General features: G+C 77.2%; 24 protein-coding genes. 11 read left to right on the forward strand and 13 right to left on the reverse strand.

Features of this window, described 5'->3' with window-relative positions; all coding sequences use genetic code 11:
* Positions 1 to 27 precede the first annotated feature (27 nt).
* Positions 28 to 504 carry a methylated-DNA--[protein]-cysteine S-methyltransferase gene (locus ACI79L_RS13815; protein ID WP_456937345.1) on the forward strand — a complete coding sequence of 159 codons (477 nt, stop codon included), beginning with the start codon at positions 28 to 30 and terminating at the stop codon, positions 502 to 504.
* Between the two features lie 17 nt (positions 505 to 521).
* Here ACI79L_RS13815 and ACI79L_RS13820 read toward each other — a convergent pair whose 3' ends face one another.
* Complete coding sequence (locus ACI79L_RS13820; RefSeq protein WP_456937346.1) at positions 522 to 839, reverse strand: AzlD domain-containing protein; 318 nt, start codon at positions 837 to 839, stop codon at positions 522 to 524.
* Positions 836 to 1,525, reverse strand: coding sequence for an AzlC family ABC transporter permease (locus tag ACI79L_RS13825; protein ID WP_456937347.1), 690 nt, complete (start codon positions 1,523 to 1,525; stop codon positions 836 to 838). Before ACI79L_RS13825 ends, ACI79L_RS13820 begins: the two co-directional genes overlap by 4 nt.
* A 315-nt stretch (positions 1,526 to 1,840) precedes the next feature.
* Between ACI79L_RS13825 and ACI79L_RS13830 the strand changes: the two genes are divergently transcribed.
* Positions 1,841 to 3,001: an Mrp/NBP35 family ATP-binding protein gene (locus tag ACI79L_RS13830; protein ID WP_456937348.1), complete on the forward strand. Its 1,161-nt coding sequence runs from the start codon at positions 1,841 to 1,843 to the stop codon at positions 2,999 to 3,001.
* Between the two features lie 126 nt (positions 3,002 to 3,127).
* On the opposite strand, the gene ACI79L_RS13835 is transcribed toward ACI79L_RS13830, so the two are convergent.
* From ACI79L_RS13835 to sigE, 4 genes are all read right to left on the reverse strand, one after another.
* Positions 3,128 to 3,517 carry a twin-arginine translocase TatA/TatE family subunit gene (locus ACI79L_RS13835; RefSeq protein WP_456937349.1) on the reverse strand — a complete coding sequence of 130 codons (390 nt, stop codon included), beginning with the start codon at positions 3,515 to 3,517 and terminating at the stop codon, positions 3,128 to 3,130.
* Positions 3,518 to 3,567: 50 nt separating this feature from the next.
* Positions 3,568 to 5,193, reverse strand: a complete 1,626-nt coding sequence (locus tag ACI79L_RS13840) for a S1C family serine protease (RefSeq protein ID WP_456937350.1) — start codon at positions 5,191 to 5,193, stop codon at positions 3,568 to 3,570.
* 103 nt (positions 5,194 to 5,296) lie between these two features.
* The gene (locus ACI79L_RS13845) at positions 5,297 to 5,869 is read right to left on the reverse strand and encodes a zf-HC2 domain-containing protein (protein WP_456937351.1); all 573 of its coding nucleotides are present in this window, start codon (positions 5,867 to 5,869) and stop codon (positions 5,297 to 5,299) included.
* On the reverse strand, positions 5,866 to 6,465 hold the full coding sequence (gene sigE, locus ACI79L_RS13850; protein ID WP_387986193.1) for an RNA polymerase sigma factor SigE: 600 nt from the start codon (positions 6,463 to 6,465) through the stop codon (positions 5,866 to 5,868). Before sigE ends, ACI79L_RS13845 begins: the two co-directional genes overlap by 4 nt.
* A gap of 192 nt (positions 6,466 to 6,657) precedes the next feature.
* On the opposite strand from sigE, the gene ACI79L_RS13855 reads away from it, so the two are divergent.
* A complete protein-coding gene (locus ACI79L_RS13855) occupies positions 6,658 to 7,314 on the forward strand; it encodes an O-methyltransferase (protein ID WP_456937352.1) in 657 nt (218 codons plus the stop codon).
* 62 nt (positions 7,315 to 7,376) lie between these two features.
* On the opposite strand, the gene ACI79L_RS13860 is transcribed toward ACI79L_RS13855, so the two are convergent.
* Entirely contained in the window at positions 7,377 to 7,886 is a 510-nt protein-coding gene (locus ACI79L_RS13860; protein ID WP_456937353.1) for a 2'-5' RNA ligase family protein, read from the reverse strand.
* Positions 7,883 to 9,085, reverse strand: a complete 1,203-nt coding sequence (glgC, locus tag ACI79L_RS13865; protein ID WP_456937354.1) for a glucose-1-phosphate adenylyltransferase — start codon at positions 9,083 to 9,085, stop codon at positions 7,883 to 7,885. The genes ACI79L_RS13860 and glgC overlap by 4 nt, the downstream gene beginning before the upstream one ends.
* A 91-nt stretch (positions 9,086 to 9,176) precedes the next feature.
* On the opposite strand from glgC, the gene glgA reads away from it, so the two are divergent.
* The 6 genes from glgA (at position 9,177) to ACI79L_RS13895 (ending at position 15,702) form a co-directional block, all read left to right on the forward strand.
* Positions 9,177 to 10,349 (forward strand): glycogen synthase, encoded by a 1,173-nt coding sequence (gene glgA, locus ACI79L_RS13870; RefSeq protein ID WP_456937355.1) that lies wholly within the window; start codon positions 9,177 to 9,179, stop codon positions 10,347 to 10,349.
* A gap of 58 nt (positions 10,350 to 10,407) precedes the next feature.
* Positions 10,408 to 11,616, forward strand: a complete 1,209-nt coding sequence (locus ACI79L_RS13875) for a PP2C family protein-serine/threonine phosphatase (protein WP_456937356.1) — start codon at positions 10,408 to 10,410, stop codon at positions 11,614 to 11,616.
* On the forward strand, positions 11,613 to 12,698 hold the full coding sequence (locus ACI79L_RS13880) for a hypothetical protein (RefSeq protein ID WP_456937357.1): 1,086 nt from the start codon (positions 11,613 to 11,615) through the stop codon (positions 12,696 to 12,698). Before ACI79L_RS13875 ends, ACI79L_RS13880 begins: the two co-directional genes overlap by 4 nt.
* A gap of 40 nt (positions 12,699 to 12,738) precedes the next feature.
* A complete protein-coding gene (locus tag ACI79L_RS13885; protein WP_456937358.1) occupies positions 12,739 to 13,473 on the forward strand; it encodes a GAF domain-containing protein in 735 nt (244 codons plus the stop codon).
* 70 nt (positions 13,474 to 13,543) lie between these two features.
* Entirely contained in the window at positions 13,544 to 14,650 is a 1,107-nt protein-coding gene (locus tag ACI79L_RS13890) for a spore photoproduct lyase family protein (RefSeq protein WP_456937359.1), read from the forward strand.
* Positions 14,650 to 15,702 carry an MsnO8 family LLM class oxidoreductase gene (locus ACI79L_RS13895; RefSeq protein ID WP_456937360.1) on the forward strand — a complete coding sequence of 351 codons (1,053 nt, stop codon included), beginning with the start codon at positions 14,650 to 14,652 and terminating at the stop codon, positions 15,700 to 15,702. Before ACI79L_RS13890 ends, ACI79L_RS13895 begins: the two co-directional genes overlap by 1 nt.
* Here the strand turns inward: ACI79L_RS13895 and ACI79L_RS13900 are convergent.
* The gene (locus ACI79L_RS13900) at positions 15,627 to 16,310 is read right to left on the reverse strand and encodes a DUF6766 family protein (protein WP_456937361.1); all 684 of its coding nucleotides are present in this window, start codon (positions 16,308 to 16,310) and stop codon (positions 15,627 to 15,629) included. The genes ACI79L_RS13895 and ACI79L_RS13900 overlap by 76 nt on opposite strands.
* Before the next feature lie 85 nt (positions 16,311 to 16,395).
* Entirely contained in the window at positions 16,396 to 16,770 is a 375-nt protein-coding gene (locus ACI79L_RS13905) for a hypothetical protein (RefSeq protein ID WP_456937362.1), read from the reverse strand.
* A 127-nt stretch (positions 16,771 to 16,897) separates the two neighbouring features.
* Here ACI79L_RS13905 and ACI79L_RS13910 point away from each other — a divergent pair, with 127 nt between their 5' ends.
* A complete protein-coding gene (locus tag ACI79L_RS13910; RefSeq protein ID WP_456937363.1) occupies positions 16,898 to 18,400 on the forward strand; it encodes a phytoene desaturase family protein in 1,503 nt (500 codons plus the stop codon).
* Positions 18,401 to 18,427: 27 nt separating this feature from the next.
* A complete protein-coding gene (locus ACI79L_RS13915; RefSeq protein WP_456937364.1) occupies positions 18,428 to 18,937 on the forward strand; it encodes a DinB family protein in 510 nt (169 codons plus the stop codon).
* A 4-nt stretch (positions 18,938 to 18,941) separates the two neighbouring features.
* Here the strand turns inward: ACI79L_RS13915 and ACI79L_RS13920 are convergent, their stop codons facing one another.
* Genes ACI79L_RS13920 through ACI79L_RS13930 form a run of 3 tightly spaced genes read right to left on the reverse strand, consistent with a single transcriptional unit; the run spans position 18,942 to position 22,558 of the window.
* Positions 18,942 to 19,595: a DUF4232 domain-containing protein gene (locus ACI79L_RS13920; RefSeq protein WP_456937365.1), complete on the reverse strand. Its 654-nt coding sequence runs from the start codon at positions 19,593 to 19,595 to the stop codon at positions 18,942 to 18,944.
* Positions 19,579 to 21,042 (reverse strand): hypothetical protein, encoded by a 1,464-nt coding sequence (locus tag ACI79L_RS13925; RefSeq protein ID WP_456937366.1) that lies wholly within the window; start codon positions 21,040 to 21,042, stop codon positions 19,579 to 19,581. Before ACI79L_RS13925 ends, ACI79L_RS13920 begins: the two co-directional genes overlap by 17 nt.
* A 7-nt stretch (positions 21,043 to 21,049) precedes the next feature.
* Positions 21,050 to 22,558, reverse strand: a complete 1,509-nt coding sequence (locus ACI79L_RS13930) for a leucyl aminopeptidase family protein (protein ID WP_456937367.1) — start codon at positions 22,556 to 22,558, stop codon at positions 21,050 to 21,052.
* Positions 22,559 to 22,636: the final 78 nt, after the last annotated feature.

Raw genomic sequence — 22,636 nt, forward strand, 5'->3', positions numbered from 1 at the left:
GTCGTCCCCCCGCGGCACACTGCCGGCATGCGCACGCACGCGGTGGTGGCCTCCCCCATCGGGCCGCTGACCGTCGTCGCCGACGACGGCGTGCTCGGCCGGCTGTACCTCTCGCCCCCGGGCCCGGAGGCCGACCTCGGCGCCCGGGACGACGCCGCGCTCGCCGACGTGACCGGCCAGCTCGGCGAGTACCTCGCCGGCGAGCGGGAGGCGTTCGACCTGTCCCTGCGCCCGCGCGGCAGCGACTTCGAGCTGGCCGTCTGGGAGCGGCTCACCCGCATCCCCTACGGCGCGACGACCACCTACGGGGCGGTGGCGCTGGCCGTCGGCGAGCCGGGCGGCGCGCAGGCCGTCGGCCTGGCGTGCGGGCGGAACCCGCTGGCGATCGTCGTCCCGTGCCACCGGGTGGTCGGCGCCGACGGCAGCCTGGTCGGCTTCGGCGGCGGCCTGTCCCGCAAGCGCTTCCTGCTCGACCTGGAGCAGCGGGACGCCCGGTTGTTCTGACCCGGCGCCCGCCGGGTTCACCCTCCGGCGAGGTGGACCAGCGCGCCCGTGGCGCCGGCCAGCACGAGCACCACGACGAACGGCGCGCGCAGCGCGAGGGCCACCGCCGCGACCGCGACGCCGGCCAGCCGGCCGTCCACCACGAGGTCCTGCCCCGAGGCCAGGGTCTGCACCGCGACCAGCGCGGCCAGCAGCGCCGCGGGCACGAAGGTGACCAGGCGGGTCACCCACGGCCGCTCGACCCACGCCGCGGGCACCGACAGCCCGGCCAGCTTGAGCAGGTAGCAGCCCAGCGACCCGACGACGACCACCGCCCACAGCGTCCCGCTGCTCACGCCGCCTCCGCCCGCGGCCGGCCGGCCAGTCCCACCGCCACGACGGCGGCCACCACCTGCACGCCCGGCGGCACGAACGGCGTCAGCGCCAGCGCCACCGCCGCGCCGCCCAGCGCCACCCGGCGGGCGACGCCCGGCTCCTCGGCGCCGGCGCGCAGCCGCGGCCACAGCAGGGCCAGGAACGCGGCCGGGACGACGGCGTCCAGCGCCGCCGCCGCGGTCTCCCCCAGCGCCCCGGCACCGAGCGCGCCGGCCAGCGTGGTGGCGTTCCACACCGTGAAGATCGATGCGCCGCCGGCGAGGAAGGCCAGCCGGGACAGGCCGCGGTCGGGGGCGGCCACGGCCAGCGCCGTCGTCTCGTCGATCACCCAGTGCGCCAGGCCCAGCCGGCGCGTCAGCCCGCGCGGGGCCAGCAGCGGCGCCAGGCGGACGCCGTAGACGGTGTTGCGGGTGCCCAGCAGCAGCGCGCTGCCGATGGCGGCCGCGCCCCCGCCGCCGGCGCCGAGGACGCCGACCAGCGCGAACTGCGAGGCGCCGGTGAACATCAGCAGCGACATGGTCAGCGCCTGCCAGGGGTCCAGGCCCGCGGCGTCGGCGGCCGCGCCGAAGGCGACGCCGTAGAGGCCGACCGCCACCCCGAGCCCGATCGCGTCGCGGAGGACGGCGGCACGGGCGGGAGCGGACACGTCGCCGCAGCCTACGGCCCGGCTGCGTACGGTCGGGCGCGTGACCGGAGCCACCGGCGGCCGCCGGGTGGTGCTGCGCGACGACCGGGGCCGCGGGCTGGCCCGGCTCCTGCAGGACGCCGGCGTCGAGCACCGCCTCGGGAACCGCGTCGGCGGCTGACCGCCCCGCACGGACCGCTGGTGCGCAGCACATCACCTCCGCACCGGGCGGCACCCGGTGCCCGCCGCCGTACAGTGGCAGGTGGGCCGGAGTGCAGGTCGCCGACGTGTGGTGCCGCGGACCGGGTCCCCCCGTCGAAGGAGACACAACCCCCCATGTCCGACACGCTGACCGGCTCGCCGGCGCTCGACGCCGTCAACGCCGCTCTGGCCACCGTCCAGGACCCGGAGATCAACCGTCCGCTGACCGACCTCGGGATGGTCAAGGACGTGCAGATCGGCGTCGGCGGTGACCCGGGCGCCGTGCGCGTCGAGGTCTACCTCACCGTGGCCGGCTGCCCGATGCGCGAGACGATCACCAACCGGGTGACCACCGCCGTCTCCGCCGTCCCCGGCGTGACGTCGGTGCAGGTCGGCCTGGACGTGATGAGCGACGAGCAGCGCGCCGAGCTGCGCCGCACCGTCCGCGGCACCGACGCGGCCGACCCCGTCATCCCCTTCGCCCAGCCGGGCTCGCTGACCCGCGTCTACGCGGTCGCGTCCGGCAAGGGCGGCGTCGGCAAGTCCAGCGTCACCGTCAACCTCGCCGCGGCGCTGGCCAAGCGCGGTCTGTCGGTCGGCGTCGTGGACGCCGACATCTACGGCCACTCGGTGCCGCGCATGCTGGGCGTCGACGACAAGCCGACCCAGGTCGACAACATGATCATGCCGCCGCAGTCGATGGGCGTGAAGGTCATCTCGATCGGCATGTTCACCCCGGGCAACACCCCGGTCGTGTGGCGCGGGCCGATGCTGCACCGCGCGCTGCAGCAGTTCCTCGCCGACGTGTGGTGGGGCGACCTCGACGTCCTGCTGCTGGACCTGCCGCCCGGCACCGGCGACGTGGCGATCTCCATCGCCCAGCTGCTGCCCAACGCCGAGATCCTCGTGGTGACCACGCCGCAGCAGGCCGCCGCCGAGGTGGCCGAGCGGGCCGGCGCGATCGCCACCCAGACCCACCAGCAGGTCGTGGGCGTCATCGAGAACATGTCGTGGCTCGAGCTGCCCGACGGCTCGCGCATGGAGGTCTTCGGCTCCGGCGGCGGCCAGGCGGTCTCCGACGCGCTGACCCGCCTGCTCGGCGCCAACGTGCCGCTGCTGGGTCAGATCCCGCTCGACACCCGCCTGCGGGAGGCCGGGGACGCCGGCGCGCCGATCGTGCTCGCCGACCCCGAGACCCCGGCCGCGAAGGCCCTGGCGAAGGTCGCCGACTCCCTCGCCGTCCGCCAGCGCGGGCTGTCGGGCATGTCGCTGGGGCTCACCCCCGTCCGCCGCTAGCGACCAACTGGAACGGCCTCGGTGCAGGGGCCCGCGCCGAGCGTCAGCGAGGTGTGGGGGGCACCGAGGTCCTTCTTCGGAGGCCCGGTCCCCTCGGGGGCCGGGCCTCCGTGCGTCTGAGGGCGGCTAGGTCGCGTCGACGTCGAACGGCGGCGGGACGCTCCGGTCGTGCTCGACGACGGCCGGGCGGGTGGCGGGCTTCACCAGGCTCGCCGCGGTCGCGCCCGCGGGGCCGGCGTCGCCGCGGCGCACCGGCAGGGCGTCGTCGTCGTCGAACAGCTGCGCGCGGATGAACGTCTTCGGGTGGTACTTGCGCAGGTCCAGGTCGCGCAGCCCGGCGAGGTCGTCGCCGAGGGACTCGTCGACCTGGGCGCGCACCCCGGTGATCGCCTGCTTGACCTTCTTCAGCCCCGCCGCGGCGTCACGCGCCAGGGTGGGCAGCCGCTCGGGCCCGAAGATGAACAACGCGGCCAGCGCCAGGACGACGATCTCGCCCCAGCCGATCGAGTCGAACACGCGTCGCTCCCTCCTCCGCGGGTCCCAGGGTATTCGGTGCGGAGGTCCCGCTAGGCCTGGGCGAGGGTGGCCTGGACCGTCGTCGACGACCCGTTCCGGACCAGCTCGATGGTCACCGCGTCGCCGGGGTCGTGGGCGTCGACGGCGACGACGAGCTCCTCGGAGCTGCCCACCTCCTGGTCGTCGACGGCGATGACGACGTCCTGCTCCCGGATGCCGGCCCGGGCCGCGGGGCTGTCCGGCTCGACGTTGAGGACCAGCGCGCCGTCGCGGGTGCCGTCGGTGACCGACCGGGTGTTCACCCCGAGGGTCGCGTGCACCGCGCTGCCGGTGGCGATGAGCTGCTCGGCGACGTCGCGCGCGGTGTCGATCGGGATCGCGAAGCCCAGGCCGACGCTGCCGCCGCCGAGCGAGGCGATCGCGGTGTTGATGCCGATGACCGCGCCGGTGCCGTCGACCAGCGCGCCGCCGGAGTTGCCCGGGTTGATCGGCGCGTCGGTCTGCACCGCGCTGATCACGGCGTTGGTGTCGCTGCCCTCCCCCGCCAGCCGCACCGGCCGGTCGAGGGCGGAGACGATGCCGCTGGTGACCGTGCCGGCCAGGCCCAGCGGCGAGCCGATGGCCACCACGGGGTCGCCGACCACGACGTCGTCGGAGTCGCCGAGCGAGGCGGTGACCAGGCCGGGCTTCTCCACCTTGACGACGGCGATGTCGCTGGCCGGGTCGCGGCCGACGATGCGCGCGGCCGAGCCGCTGCCGTCGCTGAACACCGCCCGGATCTCCGCACCCTCCACACCGTCGGCGCCGGAGATGACGTGGTTGTTGGTGACGATGTAGCCGCCCTCGCCGTCGATGACGACGCCGGAGCCGGTCGCGCCGGCGTCGCCGATGCGCACCTCGATCGACACGACCGCCGGCGCCACCCGGCCGGCGATGTCGGACACCGACCCCGGCTCGCGGCTGATGCCCTCGTCGGTCTCCGACAGGGCGGTGCCCGGCGCCAGCAGCGGGGTCTCGCTCGCCTCGCGGGTGAGCAGGTAGCCCACGCCGCCGCCGAGCGCGCCGGCGAGCAGGACGGCGAGGACGACCAGCAGGGCCACCCGCACCGACAGGTCGCGCAGCCGCAGCTTCCTGCGGCCCTTCCGGTCGACGACGACCGGGCCCGCCTGCTCGGACTCCTCCTCGAACACCGCCGGGCCGGTGAGGCCGGCCGGGGCGTGCGGGTCGCGCCACGGGTCGCTCTTCGCGTCCGGCTTCCACCACGGCCCGGCCGAGGTGCGGCGGCGCCCGGGCCGCCCACCGGGCGGCTCCTGCAGCCCGGCCTGCCCGGCCGGGGCGCGGAAGGCGCGCAGCACGGCCTCCGGCGGCGGCGGGGCCACCGGCCGCGGCGGCGGGGCCGGGCGGTCGCCGGCGAAGCTGCCCGGGACGGCGGCCGGGCGGCCGAACGCGGCGGCCTGGGCGGGGCTGGCCGGCGGCGGCGCCGGCACCGCGGCGGGGCGCGGCCGCTCCGGCGGCGCGAAGGAGCCGGTGGCGCCGGCGGGACGGGCGAACACCGCGTCGTCGTCCCCCGTACCGGCGGCCACCGGCGGGCGGACGACGGCCTCCACCGTGCGCTCACCGTCGCGGGGGGCGGGCTCGACGGGACCGGTCTCGCGGGCGTCGTCGGGTGCGGTCACGGGTTCAGGGTCCTCCCCGGACCTGGCAGCGGACGTGGACTACGGGTGCCGGCGCGACGCTACCCGTCCGCGGGCTCGGGGGTCCGGGGTCAGGGCCCGGGAGTCACGGCGTGGCGCCCGGCCCGGACGACGGGCCGCTGAGCGTGCGGACCACCGGCGGCACGACCTCGGTGCGCTCGTCCGGCGAGGAGGGGCCGGCCACCGACGACGGCGTCCGGGTCACCCGCTCCCCCGGGTCCGGCAGGTTCAGCGCGAGGACCGCGACCCCGAGGCCCAGCCCGGCCAGCGTGCCGGCGACGCTGCGGCGCAGCCACCGCGCGTGGTGCGGCGACGCGGGACGGACCGGCGGGTCGTCGAGCGACACGGTCCAGCGGCCGGAGGACCCGGTCACGGTCAGCTCCCCGGCCGACGCGGTGACGGTGCCCAGCCCGCCGCCCCCGGGCACGTCGGCGGTGAACGGGATGGCGCACAGCCGGGAGAGCAGGTCGCCGGGGACGGCGACGTCGGCGGCGGCGTGCAGCGCGTCCTTGGCCTCGCGCTGGGCTTGCACCAGCATCCGGCACTCGGAGCAGCCGGCCAGGTGGCGGGCGGCGCGCGCGGCCGGGCCGCTGGCCAGCTCGCCGTCGACCAGCGCGGCGATCGCCTCCTGCGCCAGGTGGCTCTCCGGCAGGCTCATGCGGGAGCCCCCGGTGCCGGGACGCTGCGCGGAGCCAGGTGGGCGAGGGCCTGGCGCAGCTGCACGCGGCCGCGGTGGATGCGGCTGCGCACGGTGCCGAGCTTGATGCCGAGGGTCGCCGCGATCTCCTCGTAGGTCAGGCCCTCGATGTCGCAGAGGACGACGGCCACGCGGAACTCCGGGGGCAGCGCGTCCAGCGCCGCCTGCACCTGCGGGTCGAGGTGGGTGTCGGCGTAGACCTGCTCGGGGCTCGGCGCGGTGCCGGGCAGCCGCTCGGTGTCCTCGGGCAGCGCGTCGAACCGGATCCGCTGGCGGCGGCGGACCATGTCCAGGAACAGGTTCGTGGTGATGCGGTGCAGCCAGCCCTCGAAGGTGCCCGGCGAGAAGTCGGCCAGCGAGCGGAACACCCGGACGAACGTCTCCTGGGTGAGGTCCTCGGCGTCCTGGGCGTTGCCCGACAGGCGGTAGGCCAGCCGGTACACGCGCGCCGAGTGGTCCCGCACGACCTGCTCCCAGGTCGGCGCCACCCACACCTCGCCGGCGCCGGACGCGGCCGACTGCTGGTCGGCGGCAGGGGGGACGGCGGCCTCGGGCACGTCCTCAGTATCGCGGACGCGCACGCTGCCGACCTCCCCCGCGGGATGGACGGGGACGGCGGCACGCTCGGGTGTCACGCCGGGACCAACGGCCGTGACGGCATTCCGTGTTCCCGTCGTCAGTTCTTGCCAGGTTCCTCACAGGAACGCCTCCCGGAACGCGGGCCGCGGTCCCCTTACCCTCGGCCGGTGATGAGCGCCCAGGGACCGTCGCGCGCCGGCGGGACCGGCGCAGCCGCCTGGTCCGACCGCTACGCCACCGAGGACCCCGTCCTCGCCGCGGCGCGCGCCCGGGCCGCGGCGCTCGGCGGCCCGCCCCCGCCCGGCCCGGCCGCCGGCGCCACCCTCGCCGTCCTGGCGGCCGGCGCCGGCGCCCGCGCGGTCGTGTCGATCGGCAGCGGCGGCGGGGTGGTCGGCCTGTGGCTGCTGCGCGGCATGCGGCCCGACGGCGTCCTCACCGCCCTCGACGCCGACCCCGAGCAGCTGCGCGGGGCGCGGCGGGCGTTCTCCGAGGCCGGCGTCCCGCCGGGCCGGACCCGGCTGATCTTCGGCACCCCGGGCGAGGTGCTGCCCCGCCTGTCCCCCGGCGCCTACGACCTGGTGGTCTGCGCCGGCCGGCCGGCCGAGTACGCCCCGCACCTGGGCGCGCTGCTCGCGCTGGTGCGCACCGGCGGGACGCTGGCCTGCCACGGCCTGCTGGACGGGGACCGCATCGGCGACCGCGCCGCCCGCGATCCCGACACCGTCGCCTGGCGCGACCTCGCCCACAACGTCCGCGAGGACGAGGGGCTGACCTCCGCCGTCCTGCCGATCGGCGCCGGCCTGCTGGTGGCCACCCGCCGCGCCTAGGGAAGGACCTCCCTGCTCCCCACCGCTCGCACGCTCGCGGCGGGCCCCTGCAGGGAGGCCGGTCAGCGGAAGAGGTGCTCCACGAGCGGCTCCCACGGGCCGCCGAGGTAGCGCCACAGCCCCAGCCCGCGGGCGGGCACCTCCCCGGGGACGAACTCCGCGGCCAGCCGGTCGCGCAGCGCCCGGGCGACGGCGGGCTCCACCTTGTTCTGCACGGTGACGTGCGCCGACAGCCGCTGGCGGTCCTGCCGGGTCAGCCACGGGTCGAACTCCGCGGCCAGCCCCGCGTGCAGGGCCGACAGCTCCGGCGCGGCCAGCCGGTAGGCGACCCCGCGACCGAGCAGCTGCAGCCCGGTCACGGCGACGGCGAACGGCGGCCGGGCGGCGGCCGCGGCCAGGGCGGCGCCGACGTCGTCGCGCCGGTCGCCCGGGAGGGCGTGGAACAGCGTGACGTGCGCGGCCAGGTGGTTCCGCCCGGCCGGGAAGTGCTCGGCGCGCAGCCGGTCGAACCGCGCCTGCGCCTCCGCCCCGAGCAGCAGCGTCACCACCAGCGGCGCCGCGTCGGCGCTCACACCAGCGCGCGGGCGCCCTTGCCGAGGACGGTCACGCCGCCGGCACTCACGTGGTAGCGCTCGCGGTCGGCGTCGGAGTCCACCCCGATCCGCGCCCACGCCGGGACGACGACGTTCTTGTCGAGGATCGCCCGCCGGACGTAGGCGCCCTCGCCGATCTGGACGCCGTCCATGAGCACGCTGTCCTCGACCCGCGCGCCGCGCTCGACCCGCACGCCGGGCGAGACGACCGAGTTGTGCACCGACCCGCCGCCGATGATCGCACCGGCGCTGACCATCGACTCCTCGGCCCGCCCGCCGAGCACGAACTTCGCCGGGGGCTGCTGCGGGGGCAGGGTGAGGATCGGCCACCGGTCGTTGTAGAGGTTGAACACCGGGGTGACCGACACCAGGTCCATGTGGGCGTCGAAGTAGGAGTCGATCGTCCCGACGTCGCGCCAGTAGCCGTGGTCGCGCTCGGTGGCCCCGGGGACGATGTTGGTGGAGAAGTCGTAGACGTAGGCGTCACCGGTCTCGGCGAGCATCGGCATGATCGAGCCGCCCATGTCGTGCGCCGAGTCGGCGTCCTCCGCGTCCGCGCGCAGCGCCTCGAGCAGCGCGTCGGTGGTGAAGACGTAGTTGCCCATGGAGGCGAAGGACTCCTCCGGGCTGTCGGGCAGGCCCGGAGGGTCGGCCGGCTTCTCGAGGAAGCCGCGCACCTTGCCGTCGGCGCCGGCGTCGATGACGCCGAACCCGGTGGCCTCGCGCCGCGGCACCCGCAGGCCCGCGATGGTCACCCCGGCGCCGGTCTGCAGGTGCTGGTCGATCATCTGCGCCGGGTCCATGCGGTAGACGTGGTCGGCGCCGAACACCACGACGACGTCCGGGCGCGCGTCGTAGATGAGGTTGAGGCTCTGGAAGATCGCGTCGGCACTGCCGGTGTACCAGCGCGGCCCGAGCCGCTGCTGCGCCGGCACCGGGGTGATGTAGTTGCCGAGCATCTGCGACAGCCGCCACGTCGTGGTGATGTGCCGGTCGAGGCTGTGGCTCTTGTACTGGGTGAGCACGGCGATCTGCCGGACGTCGGCGTTCACCAGGTTGGACAGCACGAAGTCGATGAGCCGGTAGTTGCCGCCGAAGGGCACCGCCGGCTTCGCGCGGTCCTGGGTCAGGGGCGCGAGCCGCTTGCCCTCACCACCGGCCAGGACGATGCCGAGCACTCGAGGACCGCCACGCATGGAGGGAACGTAGCCGCTGCACGGGTCCGCCGTCGCCCCGCCTCCGCACTCCCCGCCCCCTAGGGTGACCGCCGTGCGGATCGGCATCGTCACCCGTGAGTGGCCCCCCGACGTCTACGGCGGTGCGGGGGTGCACGTCGAGCACCTCGTCGCGGCCCTGCGCTCGCTGCCCGCGGGCCCGGACCTGGAGGTGCACGCCTTCGGCGGCCCCCGGCCCGACGCCCGCGGCTGGGCGGTGCCGCCGGGCCTGGCCCAGGCCAACGGCGCGCTGCAGGCGCTGGGCACCGACGTCGAGATCGCCGCGGCGCTGGCCGGGGTGGACCTCGTGCACAGCCACACCTGGTACGCCAACGGCGCCGGCCTGCTCGCCGCGCTCGTGCACGGGGTGCCGCACGTCGTGACCGCGCACTCGCTGGAGCCGCGGCGGCCGTGGAAGGCCGACCAGCTCGGCGGCGGCTACCGGCTGTCGTCCTGGGTGGAGCGCACCGCCTACCTCGCCGCGGACGCCGTCATCGCGGTGAGCCACGGCATGCGCGCCGACGTCCTCGACGCCTACCCCGACCTCGACCCGGCCCGGGTGCACGTCGTCGGCAACGGCGTGGACGCCGAGGCCTACAGGCCGACGCCGGCGCCCGACGTCGTCCGCTCGCTCGGGGTCGACCCCGACCGGCCCTACGCGCTGTTCGTCGGCCGGATCACCCGGCAGAAGGGCGTCGTCCACCTGCTGCGGGCGGCCGAGCAGCTGCCGGCCGACGCCGGGCTGGTGCTGTGCGCCGGCGCCGCCGACACCCCGGCCGAGCGGCAGCAGGTCGCCGACGCCGTGGCCGAGCTGCAGGCCCGGCGGCCGGGCGTCGTCTGGATCGAGGCGATGCTGCCGCGGGAGCAGCTGGTGCCGCTGATCACCGGGGCGACGGTGTTCGTCGTCCCCTCGGTCTACGAGCCGCTGGGCATCGTCAACCTCGAGGCCGCCGCCTGCGGCACCGCGGTCGTGGCCAGCGCAGTCGGCGGGATCCCCGAGGTCGTGGCCGACGGCGTCACCGGGCTGCTGGTCCCCTACGACCCGGCCGACCCGGCCGCCTTCGAGGCCGGGCTGGCCGCGCGCACCGCCGAGCTGCTGGCCGACCCGACCCGGGCCGCGGCGATGGGCGCCGCGGGCCGCGAACGGGTGCTCTCGGAGTTCGGCTGGCCGGCGATCGCCCAGCAGACGGTCGGCGTCTACAAGGCCGTCCTCGACGGCCGGGGCTGACCGCCCGCGCCCCACTCCACCGCGCCCGCCGCGGGCCGGGATGCGATCCTGACCCCTCGTGGCCACCGATCCGCGCCCGTCCGAGCGGGACCCCGTCCGGGCGCTCATCCGTGCGTCGCACCACCTGTCCGCCGACGAGCTCGGCGCCGTGGTCGCGGCGCAGGCGCGGCGGCTGGGCGTCCTCGGGGCGGTCGTCTACCTCGCCGACTACGCCCAGCACGCCCTGCTGCCGCTGCCCGGCGAGGGCGTGCCCGCCCGGCAGGAGCTGACCATCGACGGGTCGGTGGCCGGGCGCGCGTTCCGCCGGGTCGAGCCGGTCCACGCCCCGGCCGGCGACGGGCCGGCCAGCCTGTGGGTGCCCCTGCTCGACGGCGCCGAGCGGATCGGCGTGGTCGAGTACGTGCTCGATGGCGACCCGACGCCGGAGCTCGAGGACGACGCGCGGTCGTTCACCTCGCTGGTCGCCGAGCTGGTCGTCACCCGCGACGCCTACAGCGACCTGTTCGCCCGGCTGCGGCGGCGGCGCGAGCTGACGCTGGCCGCGGAGATCCAGTGGGAGCTGCTGCCGCCGCTGACCTACGCGAGCGACCGCGTCGTCATCACCGGCGCGCTCGAGCCGAGCTACGACATCGGCGGGGACACCTTCGACTACGCGGTCAACGGCGCGCTGGTGGACCTGGCCGTGCTCGACGCCGTCGGCCACGGCCTGCCCGCCGCCCTGCTGACCACCGCCGCCGTCGGTGCCTACCGGCACGCCCGGCGCGCGGGCCTCGACCTCCCGGCGGTCGCGGCCGCGATGGACGCCGTCGTCGCCGGCCAGTTCGCCGGCAGCCGGTTCGCCACCGCGGCCGTCGCCCGGCTCGACCTCGACACCGGGCTGCTCGCCTGGGTGAACTGCGGGCACCCCGACCCGATCGTCGTGCGCGACGGCGCCCTGATCCGGCCGCCGGCCTGCCCGCCGGCGCGCCCGCTGGGGCTGCTCGCGGCGGCGCCCGCGGTGTGCCGGATGCAGCTGCGCCCGGGGGACCGCGTGCTGCTCTACACCGACGGCGTCGTCGAGGCGCGCTCGCCCGACGGCGCGTTCTTCGGCGAGGACCGGCTCGCGGACCTCGTCGTGCGCGCCGAGCTGGCCGGCGACCCGCCGCCGGAGACGATGCGCCGGCTCATGGGCAGCGTCATGCAGCACCAGGACGGCCGGCTGCAGGACGACGCGAGCATCGTCATGGTCGAGTGGCAGACCGGGCACGAGGAGCGGTTGAGGCTGTGAGCACGGCACCGGAAGGACCCCTGACCGGCGAGGCGGCGGGTCCGGCCGACGTCGTCGTGGGGCTGGTCGCCGCGCCCGGCGCGCCGGTGGAGGTGGCCGACGAGCTGGCCGCCGACCTGGCCGGCGCGCTGCGCGAGCGGCACCCCGACGTCGTGTGGGACGTCCGCGTGGTCGAGGACGGGCTGGTCCAACCGCCGGCCGACGACGCGGAGATCGTCGCCGCGGCGCGCGACCGGCTGCTGTCGGAGGAGTGGGACCTCGCCGTCGTCGTCACCGACCTGCCGCTGTCGGTCGACCGGCGCACCGTCGTCGCGCACGCCAGCCCGGTGCACGGCGTCGCGGTGCTGTCCCTGCCGGCCCTGGGCGCGGTCGGCCGGCGCCGCCGCGCGCTGCAGACGACGGTCGGGCTGGTCCGCACGCTGCTCGGCGACGCCGAGGGCGACGACGACCCGGCCGCGCTGCGCCGCCGCGTGCGCGAGCTGGCCACCGACCCGGCCGACACCGCCGACGGCGTCCGGTTCACCGCGCGGGTGCTGACGGGCAACCTGCGGCTGCTGGTCGGCATGGTGCGCGCCAACCGACCGTGGCGGCTGACCATCCAGCTGTCCCGTGCGCTGACGGCGGCGGTCGCGGCCGGCGTCTTCGCCCTGGTGACCGCCGACATCTGGCGGCTGGCCGACCGGTTCGGCTGGCTGCGGCTGTCCACCGTCGGGCTGGGCTCGGTGGTGGCCATCTGCGCGACGCTGGTCGTCGGTGCGGAGCTGTGGGAGCGGGCCCGCTCGCGCCGGGTGCGCAAGCAGGTGGCGCTGTTCAACCTGGCCACCGTCGCGACCGTGGTCATCGGGGTGCTCACCCTCTACGCCGCGCTGTTCGCCCTCGCGCTGGCCGGCTCGCTGCTGCTGGTGCCGTCGGCGCTGTTCGCCGAGGGGCTGGGGCACCCGGCCGCGATCGGCGACTACCTGGAGCTGGCCTGGCTGACCAGCTCGCTGGCGACGGTCGGCGGGGCGCTGGGCGCGGGCCTGGAGGACGACGACGCCGTCCGCGGGGCGGCGTATGCGCACCGGCCGGACGCGGCCGGGTGACCGGGATGGCCCCGGTGCCCGCACGGGGCGAGGATGACGTGTGACCATCTCCACGCGGTTCGCCGCCGCGCTGGACGCCGAGGCCGCCGGGAGTCCCGGGTCGGCCGAGCTGCTGCCGGTCCGCCTGACCCGGGCCTGCGTCACCACCCTGGGGGTCGACGCCGCGGGGTTGTCGGTCGTCGACGGGTCCGGCTCGCGCATCCCGCTCGGGGCGAGCACCACCGAGGCCGCGTGCGCCGAGCGCCTGCAGTTCACCGTCGGCGGGGGGCCGTGCTGGGAGGCCCAGGAGACCCGGCAGCCGGTGTTCGCGCTGCTGGACGACCTGCGGCGGCGCTGGATGCCCTTCGCCGACCTGCTCACCGCACAGACGCCGTTCCGCGCGGTGGTCGCCCTCCCGCTGCGCGAGGACCTCGCCGGCGCCGGGGCGCTGGACCTGTACTTCACCGACGAGGCCGCCGTGCCGGAGCTCGACGTCTTCGCGGCGATGGCCGTCGGCGAGATGGTCACCGCGGCGCTCAGCGACGCCGCCGTCTGGTCGGACTGGCCGGCCGAGCGCGGCCCCGACTGGCTGCACGGTCCCGAGGCGCGCCGGCGGGCCGCGGTGCTGCGGGCCGCGGGCCGGGCGGCGATGGCGCTGGACACCGACCCGGCCACCGCGCTGGACCTGCTGCGCGCCGAGGCCTACGCCGGGGGGCGCGCGGTGGAGGACGTCGCCGAGGACCTCGAGCTGGGCCGGCTCGACGTGCGCGAGCTCGCCCCGAACTGGCACCACTGACCCGCACCGTGTGACCGTCCCCGCAGGTCAGGGGCGGAATCCGGGCCCGCGCGCGGGCGCTGTACCCGGCGTGACCGCAGCGCCCCCGCCGTCCGCCGTGTCCGCGCCCGTCCCCTCCTCCACGCGCCTGCTCGACGTCCGCACCGTCTACGCCGAGCCGGCCGCCCTGGACTCCGCCCGCGGCCGTGAGGTGCTCGCCCGCTTCCCCGGCGCGGAGGTCGTCGAGGTGCCGTCGCACTGGAGGATCCCGGAGCTGCACGGCAACGAGGGCAACGTGGACCGCTGGGTGCGGGTGAAGACCGAGACGCTGGTGCTCGGCGTGAAGAAGTCGCTCACCGCCCGCCCGAACGGCCGGTCGGCGGACTGGATCGCCCCCTCGACGGCGAACGGCTGCGCGATGGCCTGCGCCTACTGCTACGTGCCGCGGCAGAAGGGCTACGCCAACCCGATCACCGTCTTCACGAACATCGAGCAGATCACCGGCTACCTGCGCCGGCACGTCGCCCGGCAGGGCACGAAGACGGTGCCCGACCAGTGCGACCCGGTCAGCTGGGTCTACGACATCGGCGAGAACAGCGACTGCTCGGTCGACGCGCTGGTCAGCGACAACGTCGCCGACCTGGTCGCCACCTTCCGCGAGCTGCCCACCGCCAAGGCGTCGTTCGCCACCAAGTACGTCAACCGGCAGCTGCTCGACCTCGACCCGCGGGGCCGCACCCGCATCCGGTTCTCGCTCATGCCCGACGCCGACTCGCGGGTGGTCGACGTGCGCACCAGCCGGATCGCCGAGCGCGTCGCCGCCGTCGACGACTTCGTCGAGGCCGGGTACGAGGTGCACCTCAACCTCTCCCCGGTGGTGCTGCGCGACGGGTGGGAGGCCGACTGGGCGCAGCTGCTGCGGCAGCTCGACGACACCCTCTCCCCCGCGGCCAGGGACCAGGCGGCCGCCGAGGTGATCATGCTGACCCACAACCGGGACCTGCACGAGGTCAACCTCGGCTGGCACCCGAAGGCCGAGGACCTGCTGTGGCGGCCGGACCTGCAGCAGCCCAAGCGCAGCCAGAACGGCCAGTGGAACGTGCGCTACCGCAACGACGTCAAGCGGGCCGGCGTCGAGCGGCTGCGGGCGCTCGTCGCCGCCCACGCCCCCTGGCTGCGCGTGCGGTACGCGTTCTGATGCGGCTCTCGCTCCTCGACCGGTCGCGCACCCGCGCCGGCGAGCCGGACGCGGCGGCGCTGCGCGGCACCGTCGAGCGGGCGGTGTCCGCCGAGCGGCTGGGCTACGGGCGGTTCTGGGTCGCCGAGCACCACGGCGTGCCCGGCATCGCCGGCGCCGCCCCCGCGGTGCTGCTGGCCGCGGTCGCCGGCCGGACGACGACGATCCGGCTGGGCTCGGCCGGCGTCATGCTGCCGCACCACCAGCCGCTCGTCGTCGCCGAGCAGTTCGCCACCCTCACCGCCTTCGCGCCCGGCCGCGTCGACCTCGGCCTGGGCCGCTCGCCGGGCTTCACCCCGCCCGTGCGCCGGGCGCTGCGGGAGACCGAGCGCGACTTCGCCGCCGACCTCGCCGAGCTGCGCGCCCACCTCACCGGGACCGCGGAGATCACGATGCACCCGCGCCCGGTCGGCGACGTGCCGATGTGGGTGCTGGCCACCGGCTCCGGGCTGGACGTCGCCGCAGCGCTCGGCCTGCCGGTCGTCGTCGGCGGCCCGCTGCTCGGGGTGGCCGGCGACCCGGAGCCGGGCCGGGTGGCGCTGGCCCGCTACCGCCGGGCCTACCGGCCCTCGGGGCAGGCGCCGGAGCCGGAGGTCGCGATCGGCCTGGACGTGCTCGTCGCCGACACCGCGGCCGAGGCCGCCGACCTGCTGCTGCCCGAGGCGTGGGCGATGGCGCAGGCGCGCACCACCGGCGTCTTCCCCCCTGTGGAGCCGGTGGCCGCGGCGAGGGCGGCGGCGATGACGGCGGTGCAGCGGCGGCACGCCGAGCGGACGGCGGCCACGGCGGTCGCCGGCACCGCCCCGCAGGTGGCCGCGCGGCTGGCGGAGCTCGCCGAGCGCACCGGTGCGACCGAACTCGTCGCCGCGGGCAGCACGCACGACCGCGCGGCGCTGGCCGCCTCCGACGCGGCGCTGGCCGGGCTGCTGGGCGCGGCTCAGCCGGTGGCGCCGGTGTCGGAGTGGGACGCGCCGACCGGCTTGGACTCCGGCGACCCCCGCTGGCGCAGGTAGACCGCGAACACCGCCATCGAGCCGACGGCGAGCATCTCCGACTGCCAGTTCTGGAAGCTGCGGTTCCAGAAGTCGGCGTGGCCGAGGTAGGCCACCCAGCTGAGCGGGTCGGCGTGCGACTGCAGCTGCTCGGTGTTGTACGCCGCCCAGCCGGCCACCGAGGTCGCCGCCCAGGTGAGCAGGAAGATGCCGGCGAACAGCAGGCCCAGGGACCGGGAGAACAGCGCGCCGCGCCATCCGCCCACCCGCGCCCACGCCGGGGAGTCGTCGCGGGCGTGCGCCCCCGTCCGCTGGTCCTCGTCGCTCTCGGTGCCGACGTCGGCCGGCTCCTTGGACTCCGGCGACCCGCGCTGCACCAGCCAGACGGTGGCGAACACGTAGAGGAAGAACTGCAGGTACTCCGACTGCCAGTTCTCCATGACGTCGACGGCGAACGACGACGAGGTCACGTAGTGCACCAGGGTGACCGGGGCGAGACCCTCGGCCTGCCGGTCCTCGCTCGTCTGCGCCGCCCCGGCGACCGCCTGCCCGACGAGGCTGAGCAGGAACAGCAGGCCGAAGACCAGGCTCAGCGAGTTCTCCCGGACGAACCGCCGCACGCCGCTCACCGCCCGAGCAGGGCGAGGACCAGGCAGTAGGCCACGCCGCCGAAGACGGTCAGCAGGTAGACCACGAACACCCCGCGCACAGATCTCACGAGCCCTCCACCAGGCAGTCGTAGCGCCCCTCGCCGGCCGCCTCGCAGCCGGCCGCGGCCACCTCCCAGCCGTCGGGGGTGCGGGTGAGGAACAGCGTGTCGTCGGTGAGCCGCACCTGGGCCTCCTGACCCCAGACCTGCGCGGAGACGACGCCGCCGGTGCCGAGCGGGAGCTCCCCGAGCGCCACGGGGCAGCCGGTCGGCTCCTCGTGCTCCAGCGTCTGCACCACCGCGTCGGTGAGCAGGTCGCAGCGGGTGGCGGGGTCGGCCGCCGCGAAGTCCCGGGCCACCCGCTCGACGTCGGGCAGGTGCGCGTCCGAGCACCCCGTCAGCATCACCAGCGCCGCGATCGCGCTCACCGCCGTCCGCACGGGTCGTCCTCCCGTCGTGCTCCCGCATCGGCTCCGCAGGTGGACCGATCGTGGGACCGGGAGCCGGACCCCGCCACCCCAGGTGATCACACGATCGGGCGGTGAGCTGCGGCACTACGGTGACGCTGTGGCACGGGTGGTGGTCGTCGGCGCGGGGCTGGGCGGCCTCGCCGCCGCGGCACGGCTGGGCGCGCTCGGGCACCGGGTGACCGTGCTGGAACAGTCCGGCGCCGTCGGCGGGAAGCTCGGCTGGTACGCCCGTGACGGCCACGCCTTCGACACCGGCCCCAGCCTGGTCACGCTGCCGCAGGTGCTGCGCGACCTGTTCGACGCCACCGGCGGCCCGCTGGAGGAGTCCGTCGACCTCGTCCGGCTCGACCCCGCCGTCGACTACCGGTTCGCCGACGGCACGCGGCTGGCCGTCCCCGGGCACCTCGACGCGGTCCCCGGCGCGCTCGACGCCGCCCTCGGCGACGACGCCGGCACGCAGTGGCGGGCGCTGCTCGAGCGCGCCGGCGCGATGTGGGCGATCACCGAGCAGCCGTTCCTCCGCTCGCCGCTGCGCGGCGCGGCCACCCTGGCCCGGCTGGCCCGGGACCCGGCCGACGTCGCCGCCGTCGCGCCCTGGCAGACGCTGCGCGGCCTGGGCGCCCGCTACCTGCGCGACCCGCGGCTGCGGGTGCTGCTGGACCGCTACGCCACCTACTCCGGCTCCGATCCGCGGCGCGCGCCCGCCGTGCTCGCGACCGTGCCCTACGTCGAGCAGGCGTTCGGCTCCTGGTACGTCCGCGGCGGGCTGCACCGGCTGGCGGAGGCGGTGGCCGAGCGGGCCCACGAGCACGGCGCCGACGTCCGCACCGGCACGCCGGTCCGGCGGGTGCTGCGCGACGGCGGCCGGGTGGCCGGGGTGGAGCTGGCCGAGGGCGGCGAGGTGACCGCCGACGTCGTCGTCTCCGGCGCCGACGCCACCGCCCTGTACGCCGGGCTGCTGCCGCCGGACCGGCGCACCCGCGCGGTGCGGCGCGGGCTGACCCGGGCGACGCCGTCGCTGTCGGGGTTCGTGCTGCTGCTCGCGCTGCGCGGCCGCACGCCGGGGCTGGCGCACCACACCGTCGCCTTCCCCGCCGACTACGACGCCGAGTTCGACGCGGTGTTCGGCACCGGCCGGCACCGCGGCCTGCCCTGCCCGGTGCCCGACCCGACCGTCTACGTCAGCGCCCCCGACGACCCCACCACCCGGGCCGACGACGACAGCGAGTCCTGGTTCGTCCTGGTCAACGCGCCGCGGCACGACCCCGAGTGCGGCGTCGACTGGGACACCCCCGGTCTCGCCGACCGCTACGCCACCCGGGTGCTGGAGGTGATGGCCGCGCGCGGGCTCGACGTCCGGTCCCGGCTGCGCTGGTGCGTCACCCGCACGCCGGCCGACCTCGCGCGCGAGACCGGCAGCGTCGGCGGTTCGATCTACGGCACGTCGAGCAACGGCGCCCGCGCGGCGTTCCTGCGGCCGGGGAACGCCGCCCCGGTGCGCGGGCTGTACCTGGTCGGCGGCTCGTCGCACCCCGGCGGCGGGCTGCCGCTGGTGACCCTGTCGGCGGAGATCGTCGCCGGGCTGGTCGGCCCCGCCTGACGCACCCCGGCGTGCGAGGGTCCTCCGGTGCGCACCGACCCGCCGGAGACCGCCGACGAGACCACCACGCTGACCGCCTACCTCGCCTTCCAGCGCGAGACGCTGCTGCTGAAGACCGAGGGGCTGACCCGGGAGCAGCTGGCGCGGGCGCACCCGCCGTCGTCGCTCACGCTGGCCGGGCTGCTGTACCACCTCGCGCTGGTCGAGGAGTCCTGGGCGGTGGAGCGGTTCGCCGGGGAGCCGATCCCCGCGCCGTGGGACGGCGTCGACTGGGACGCGACCCCCGACTGGGAGTTCGACGCCGCCGTGGACCTGGAGCCGGACGTGCTGCGCGGGCGCTACCGGGAGGCCGGGCGGCGCACCGACGCGGTGGTCGCGGCGGCCGGGTCGCTGGACGCGCTGTCGGCGGTGCCGCTGCGCAGCGGCAACCGGTTCAGCCTGCGCTGGATGCTGCTGCACCTGGTCGAGGAGACCGCCCGCCACAACGGCCACGCCGACCTGCTGCGCGAGGCGGTGGACGGCGTCACCGGCGAGTGAGGCGCTACCGCGCGAGCTCCGTCGCCCAGGCGGCCACGGCGATCTCCCCGGTGGTGCCGGCGTCGACCCACGTCGGCAGGACCTGGCCGGCATCACCCGGCACCGGGACGACGCGCAGCGCCTGCCCCTCGGTGAGCCCGCCGGCGGTGACCGTCGCCGACCAGGAGACGCCGGTGACCGCGCTCTGCCCGGGCTGCAGCACCAGCGGGGACGGCCCGGGGTCGCGGACCATGTAGGTGGACTCGTGCGCCACGGTGAACGGCATCGGCCGTCCCGTCCCGTCGAGGACGGCGACCTCGGCGTAGCCGGTGACGTCCCGCGGGGCGTCCCCGCAGTTGGTCACGGTGACGACGACGCCCCGGTGGCCGAGGCCGGCGTCGACCGGGCCGGCGGTGACGAGCAGGCCCAGCGGCGAACAGGTCGGCGGCACCGGCCGCGGCGCTTCCGGGGCGCCGGGTGCCGGGGTCGGCTCGGTCGGCTCCGCGGACGGGGTGGGCGCAGGCGGGACGCCGATGCCCGCGGCCTCGGCGCCGGCCGGTGCGCGGGCGGCCAGCGCTCCCGCCGTCACCGCGACGACGGCCAGCGCCACCAGCAGCGGGACCAGCCACCGGGCCCGCGGCGCCTCGCCGCCGTGCTGGGCCTCAGCCCCGCGCGGCACCGAGGCCCAGCACGGCGGCGAGCCCGAGCGCGCTGCGCGGCGCGTAGGCCGCCCGCCACAGCCCGCCGTGGACGGCGGCGTACGCCTCGTCCTGCCACGGCTGCTCGTGCCGCGGCCCGCCGCCGGTGTGCAGGTCGTGCACCAGCAGCGCGGCCATGAGCACGTTCGACGTCGCCGGCTCGAACACCTCGACGCCGAAGCGGTGCGCCCCGGCGTAGGCGGCGGCCAGCGCCCGGTTCTTCACCACCGAGCGGGTGCGGGTCGGCGGCGCGACGTTCATCGACACCGTCGCCCCGGCCGCCCGCGCGACGGTCGCCCGCCACCGCTGCAGCCGCTTGGCCAGCGCGTAGTTCGGCCCCTGCTGGGCGACCAGGCTGTCGCTGATGCCCGGGTCGGTGCCCGGCACGTACGCCCGCTGCAGCAACCGCCCGGCGGAGAGGGTGCGCAGCGGCCGGCCGAGGAGCTTGCCGGCGCGGGAGCGGCCGGCGTAGGCGCGCGCCGACTGCTCGACGGCGTCGCCGGGGACGGCGAAGACGTCGGTGGGCGTGGCGAGGAAGGCCAGCGCGAGGTCGGGCCGCTCGCGCTGCAGGCGGAGGGTGAGCGCGTCGACGGCGGCCGACACCCGCACGTTGGTGGCGCCGTCGGCGTAGACGTAGTCGCCGAGCACCGGGTCGCCGGGCAGGCCGGCCACCCAGTCGCCGACGGCCGGCACCTCGCGCACGAGGTCGGCGCCCGCGGTGCCGGCGAGGTCGCCGTCGTCGTCGGCGGCGGGCAGCAGCAGCCGGCCGGCGCCGCGGCGGGCGGTGTCGAGCACCCGCCGCCACAGGTCCGGCCGCGGCAGGTCGACCCCGGCCACGGTGGCGCCCCACCGCAGCAGCGCCGTCAGCGGGCCCATCTCCGCGCCGGCGCCGAGCACGACGACGGTCCGGCCCGGCAGCGCCAGCCACTCGGGGTGCGCGGCCACGGTGCGCACCGCCTCGGCGAGGCTGGGCTCGGCGATGCCGCCCTCGACCCAGGTGTCCACCTGGCGCAGCAGGTCGTCACCGCGCAGCCGCCGGCCGTGGAAGGGCAGCGTGAACTCGCGCTCGGGCTCGGCGGTGCCGGCGACCTCACGGGTCCGCAGCGCCCGCCCGGCCGGTGCCGCGGGCAGCGCGGTCAGCGGCTGCTCGCCGCCGTCGTCGGCCACCCGCAGCCGGGCGTGGACGGCGTCCAGGCCGGCCGCGGCGATGGTCCGGGCCGCGTCCGGGCTGGTCAGCCCCGCCTCGACCAGGCGGCGGAAGTGCACCAGGTAGCCCGCCCGCCAGTTGGTCTCGGACTCGGCGGCGCGGGCGCCGGTCGGGTCGACCGGGCGCAGCGCGTCGGCGACGACGGCGCGGCCCACCGCCGCGGTGCTGCGCCGCCCGTCCGGGCCGGCGGGGAAGACGACTCCGGTGTCGTCGGTGCTCATGGGCTCCTCAGTCCGTCACGGTCGGGGGCGGGTCGAGCGGGGCGCCGGCCTCCAGCCAGCGCAGCAGCGTGCGGGCGCCGAACCCGGTGCCGCCCTTGACCACCTCGGCGTCGTCGGAGCCGGCCCGGGCCGGGCCCGCGATGTCGAGGTGCGCCCACGGCAGGTCGCCGGCGAACGGGCGCAGGAACAGCGCGGCGGTGGTGCCGCCCGGGTTGCCGGGGGCGTTGTTCGCGTCGGCGACGTCGCTGTCGAGCAGGTCGGCGTACTCCTCGGCCAGCGGCATCCGCCAGACCCGCTCGCCGGCGTGCAGCGCGGCGGTGGACAGCGCGCCGGCCAGCCCGTCGGTGGTGGCGTACAGCCCGGCCGTGCGGGCGCCGAGCGCGGTCCGCATCGCGCCGGTGAGCGTGGCGACGGCGACCAGCGCGGTGGCGCCCAGGTGCAGCCGGGCGTGGGCGAGGCCGTCGGCGAGCACCATCCGGCCCTCGGCGTCGGTGTTCCTCACCTCGGTGGTGCGCCCGCCGACGTGCCGGACGACGTCGGCCGGGCGGTAGGCCGACCCGGACACCGCGTTCTCCGCGGCCGGGACGACGGCCGTGACCGCGACCGGCAGCTCCAGGCGGGCGGCGGCGTCGACCGCGGCGAGCACCGCCGCTCCCCCGGCCATGTCGGTCTTCATCTCGCGCATCCCGGGGCCGCGCTTGATCTGCAGGCCGCCGGTGTCGAACGTGATGCCCTTGCCGACGAGCACCGGCCGGGCGGGGCCGGCGCCGGGCGGCGCGTACGCGGCGACGACGACCCGCGGCGGGGACGCCGAGCCGCCGCCGACGGCGAGCACGCCGCCGAAGCCGCCCGCGGCGAGCTCCTCGGGGCCGAGCACGGTGACGGTCACGTGCGGCAGGCCGGAGAGCCGCTCGACGGCCTGCCCGGCCAGCCAGGCGGGGTCCTTCGTGTTGCTCGGGGTGTTGACCAGGTCGCGGGCCCAGGCGACGGCGGAGCCGGTGACCTCCCCGGCGCGGGCGGCGGCGACGACGGCCGGGTCGTCGGCGTCGGCGGCGACCACGGTGACGGTGGCCAGCCGGCGCGGGTGCGGCTTCGACGTCTCGCGGAACCGGTAGCCGGCCAGCAGCGCGGCCTCGGCGGCGGCGCGGACCTCGTCGGCCCCGGCGGGGGCGGTGGCGGCGTCGAGGGGCAGGACCAGCCGGGTGGCGCCGTGCTCGGCGAGGGTCTGCGCGCGGCGCACCGCGGTGGCGACGTAGCCGCGCAGGTGCGGCAGCGTCCCGTCGCCCAGGCCGACGGCGACGACGCTGCGCGGGGAGCGGCCGGGGACGGGCAGGTTGGTGATCGCGCCGCGCCGGCCGGTGTTGCCGGTGTCCTGGAGCGCGCCGGCGAGCAGGTCGGCCGGGACCGGCGGGGCGGCGCCGGGGGCGGGCGAGGTCAGCCAGGCCGGCAGCGTGCCACCGGACCCGACCGGGACGGCGAGGACGTCGTCCCCGGTGAGGCGCGGCAGGCGGGCCACCAGTTCGACCCGCGGCAAGGGTGCGGCCCCGGTCGCCGGCGTGCTGCCGGTGGCCGGGGCCGCGTCGTCCTGCGCGGT

The organism is Geodermatophilus sp. SYSU D00684 (genome assembly GCF_054050455.1).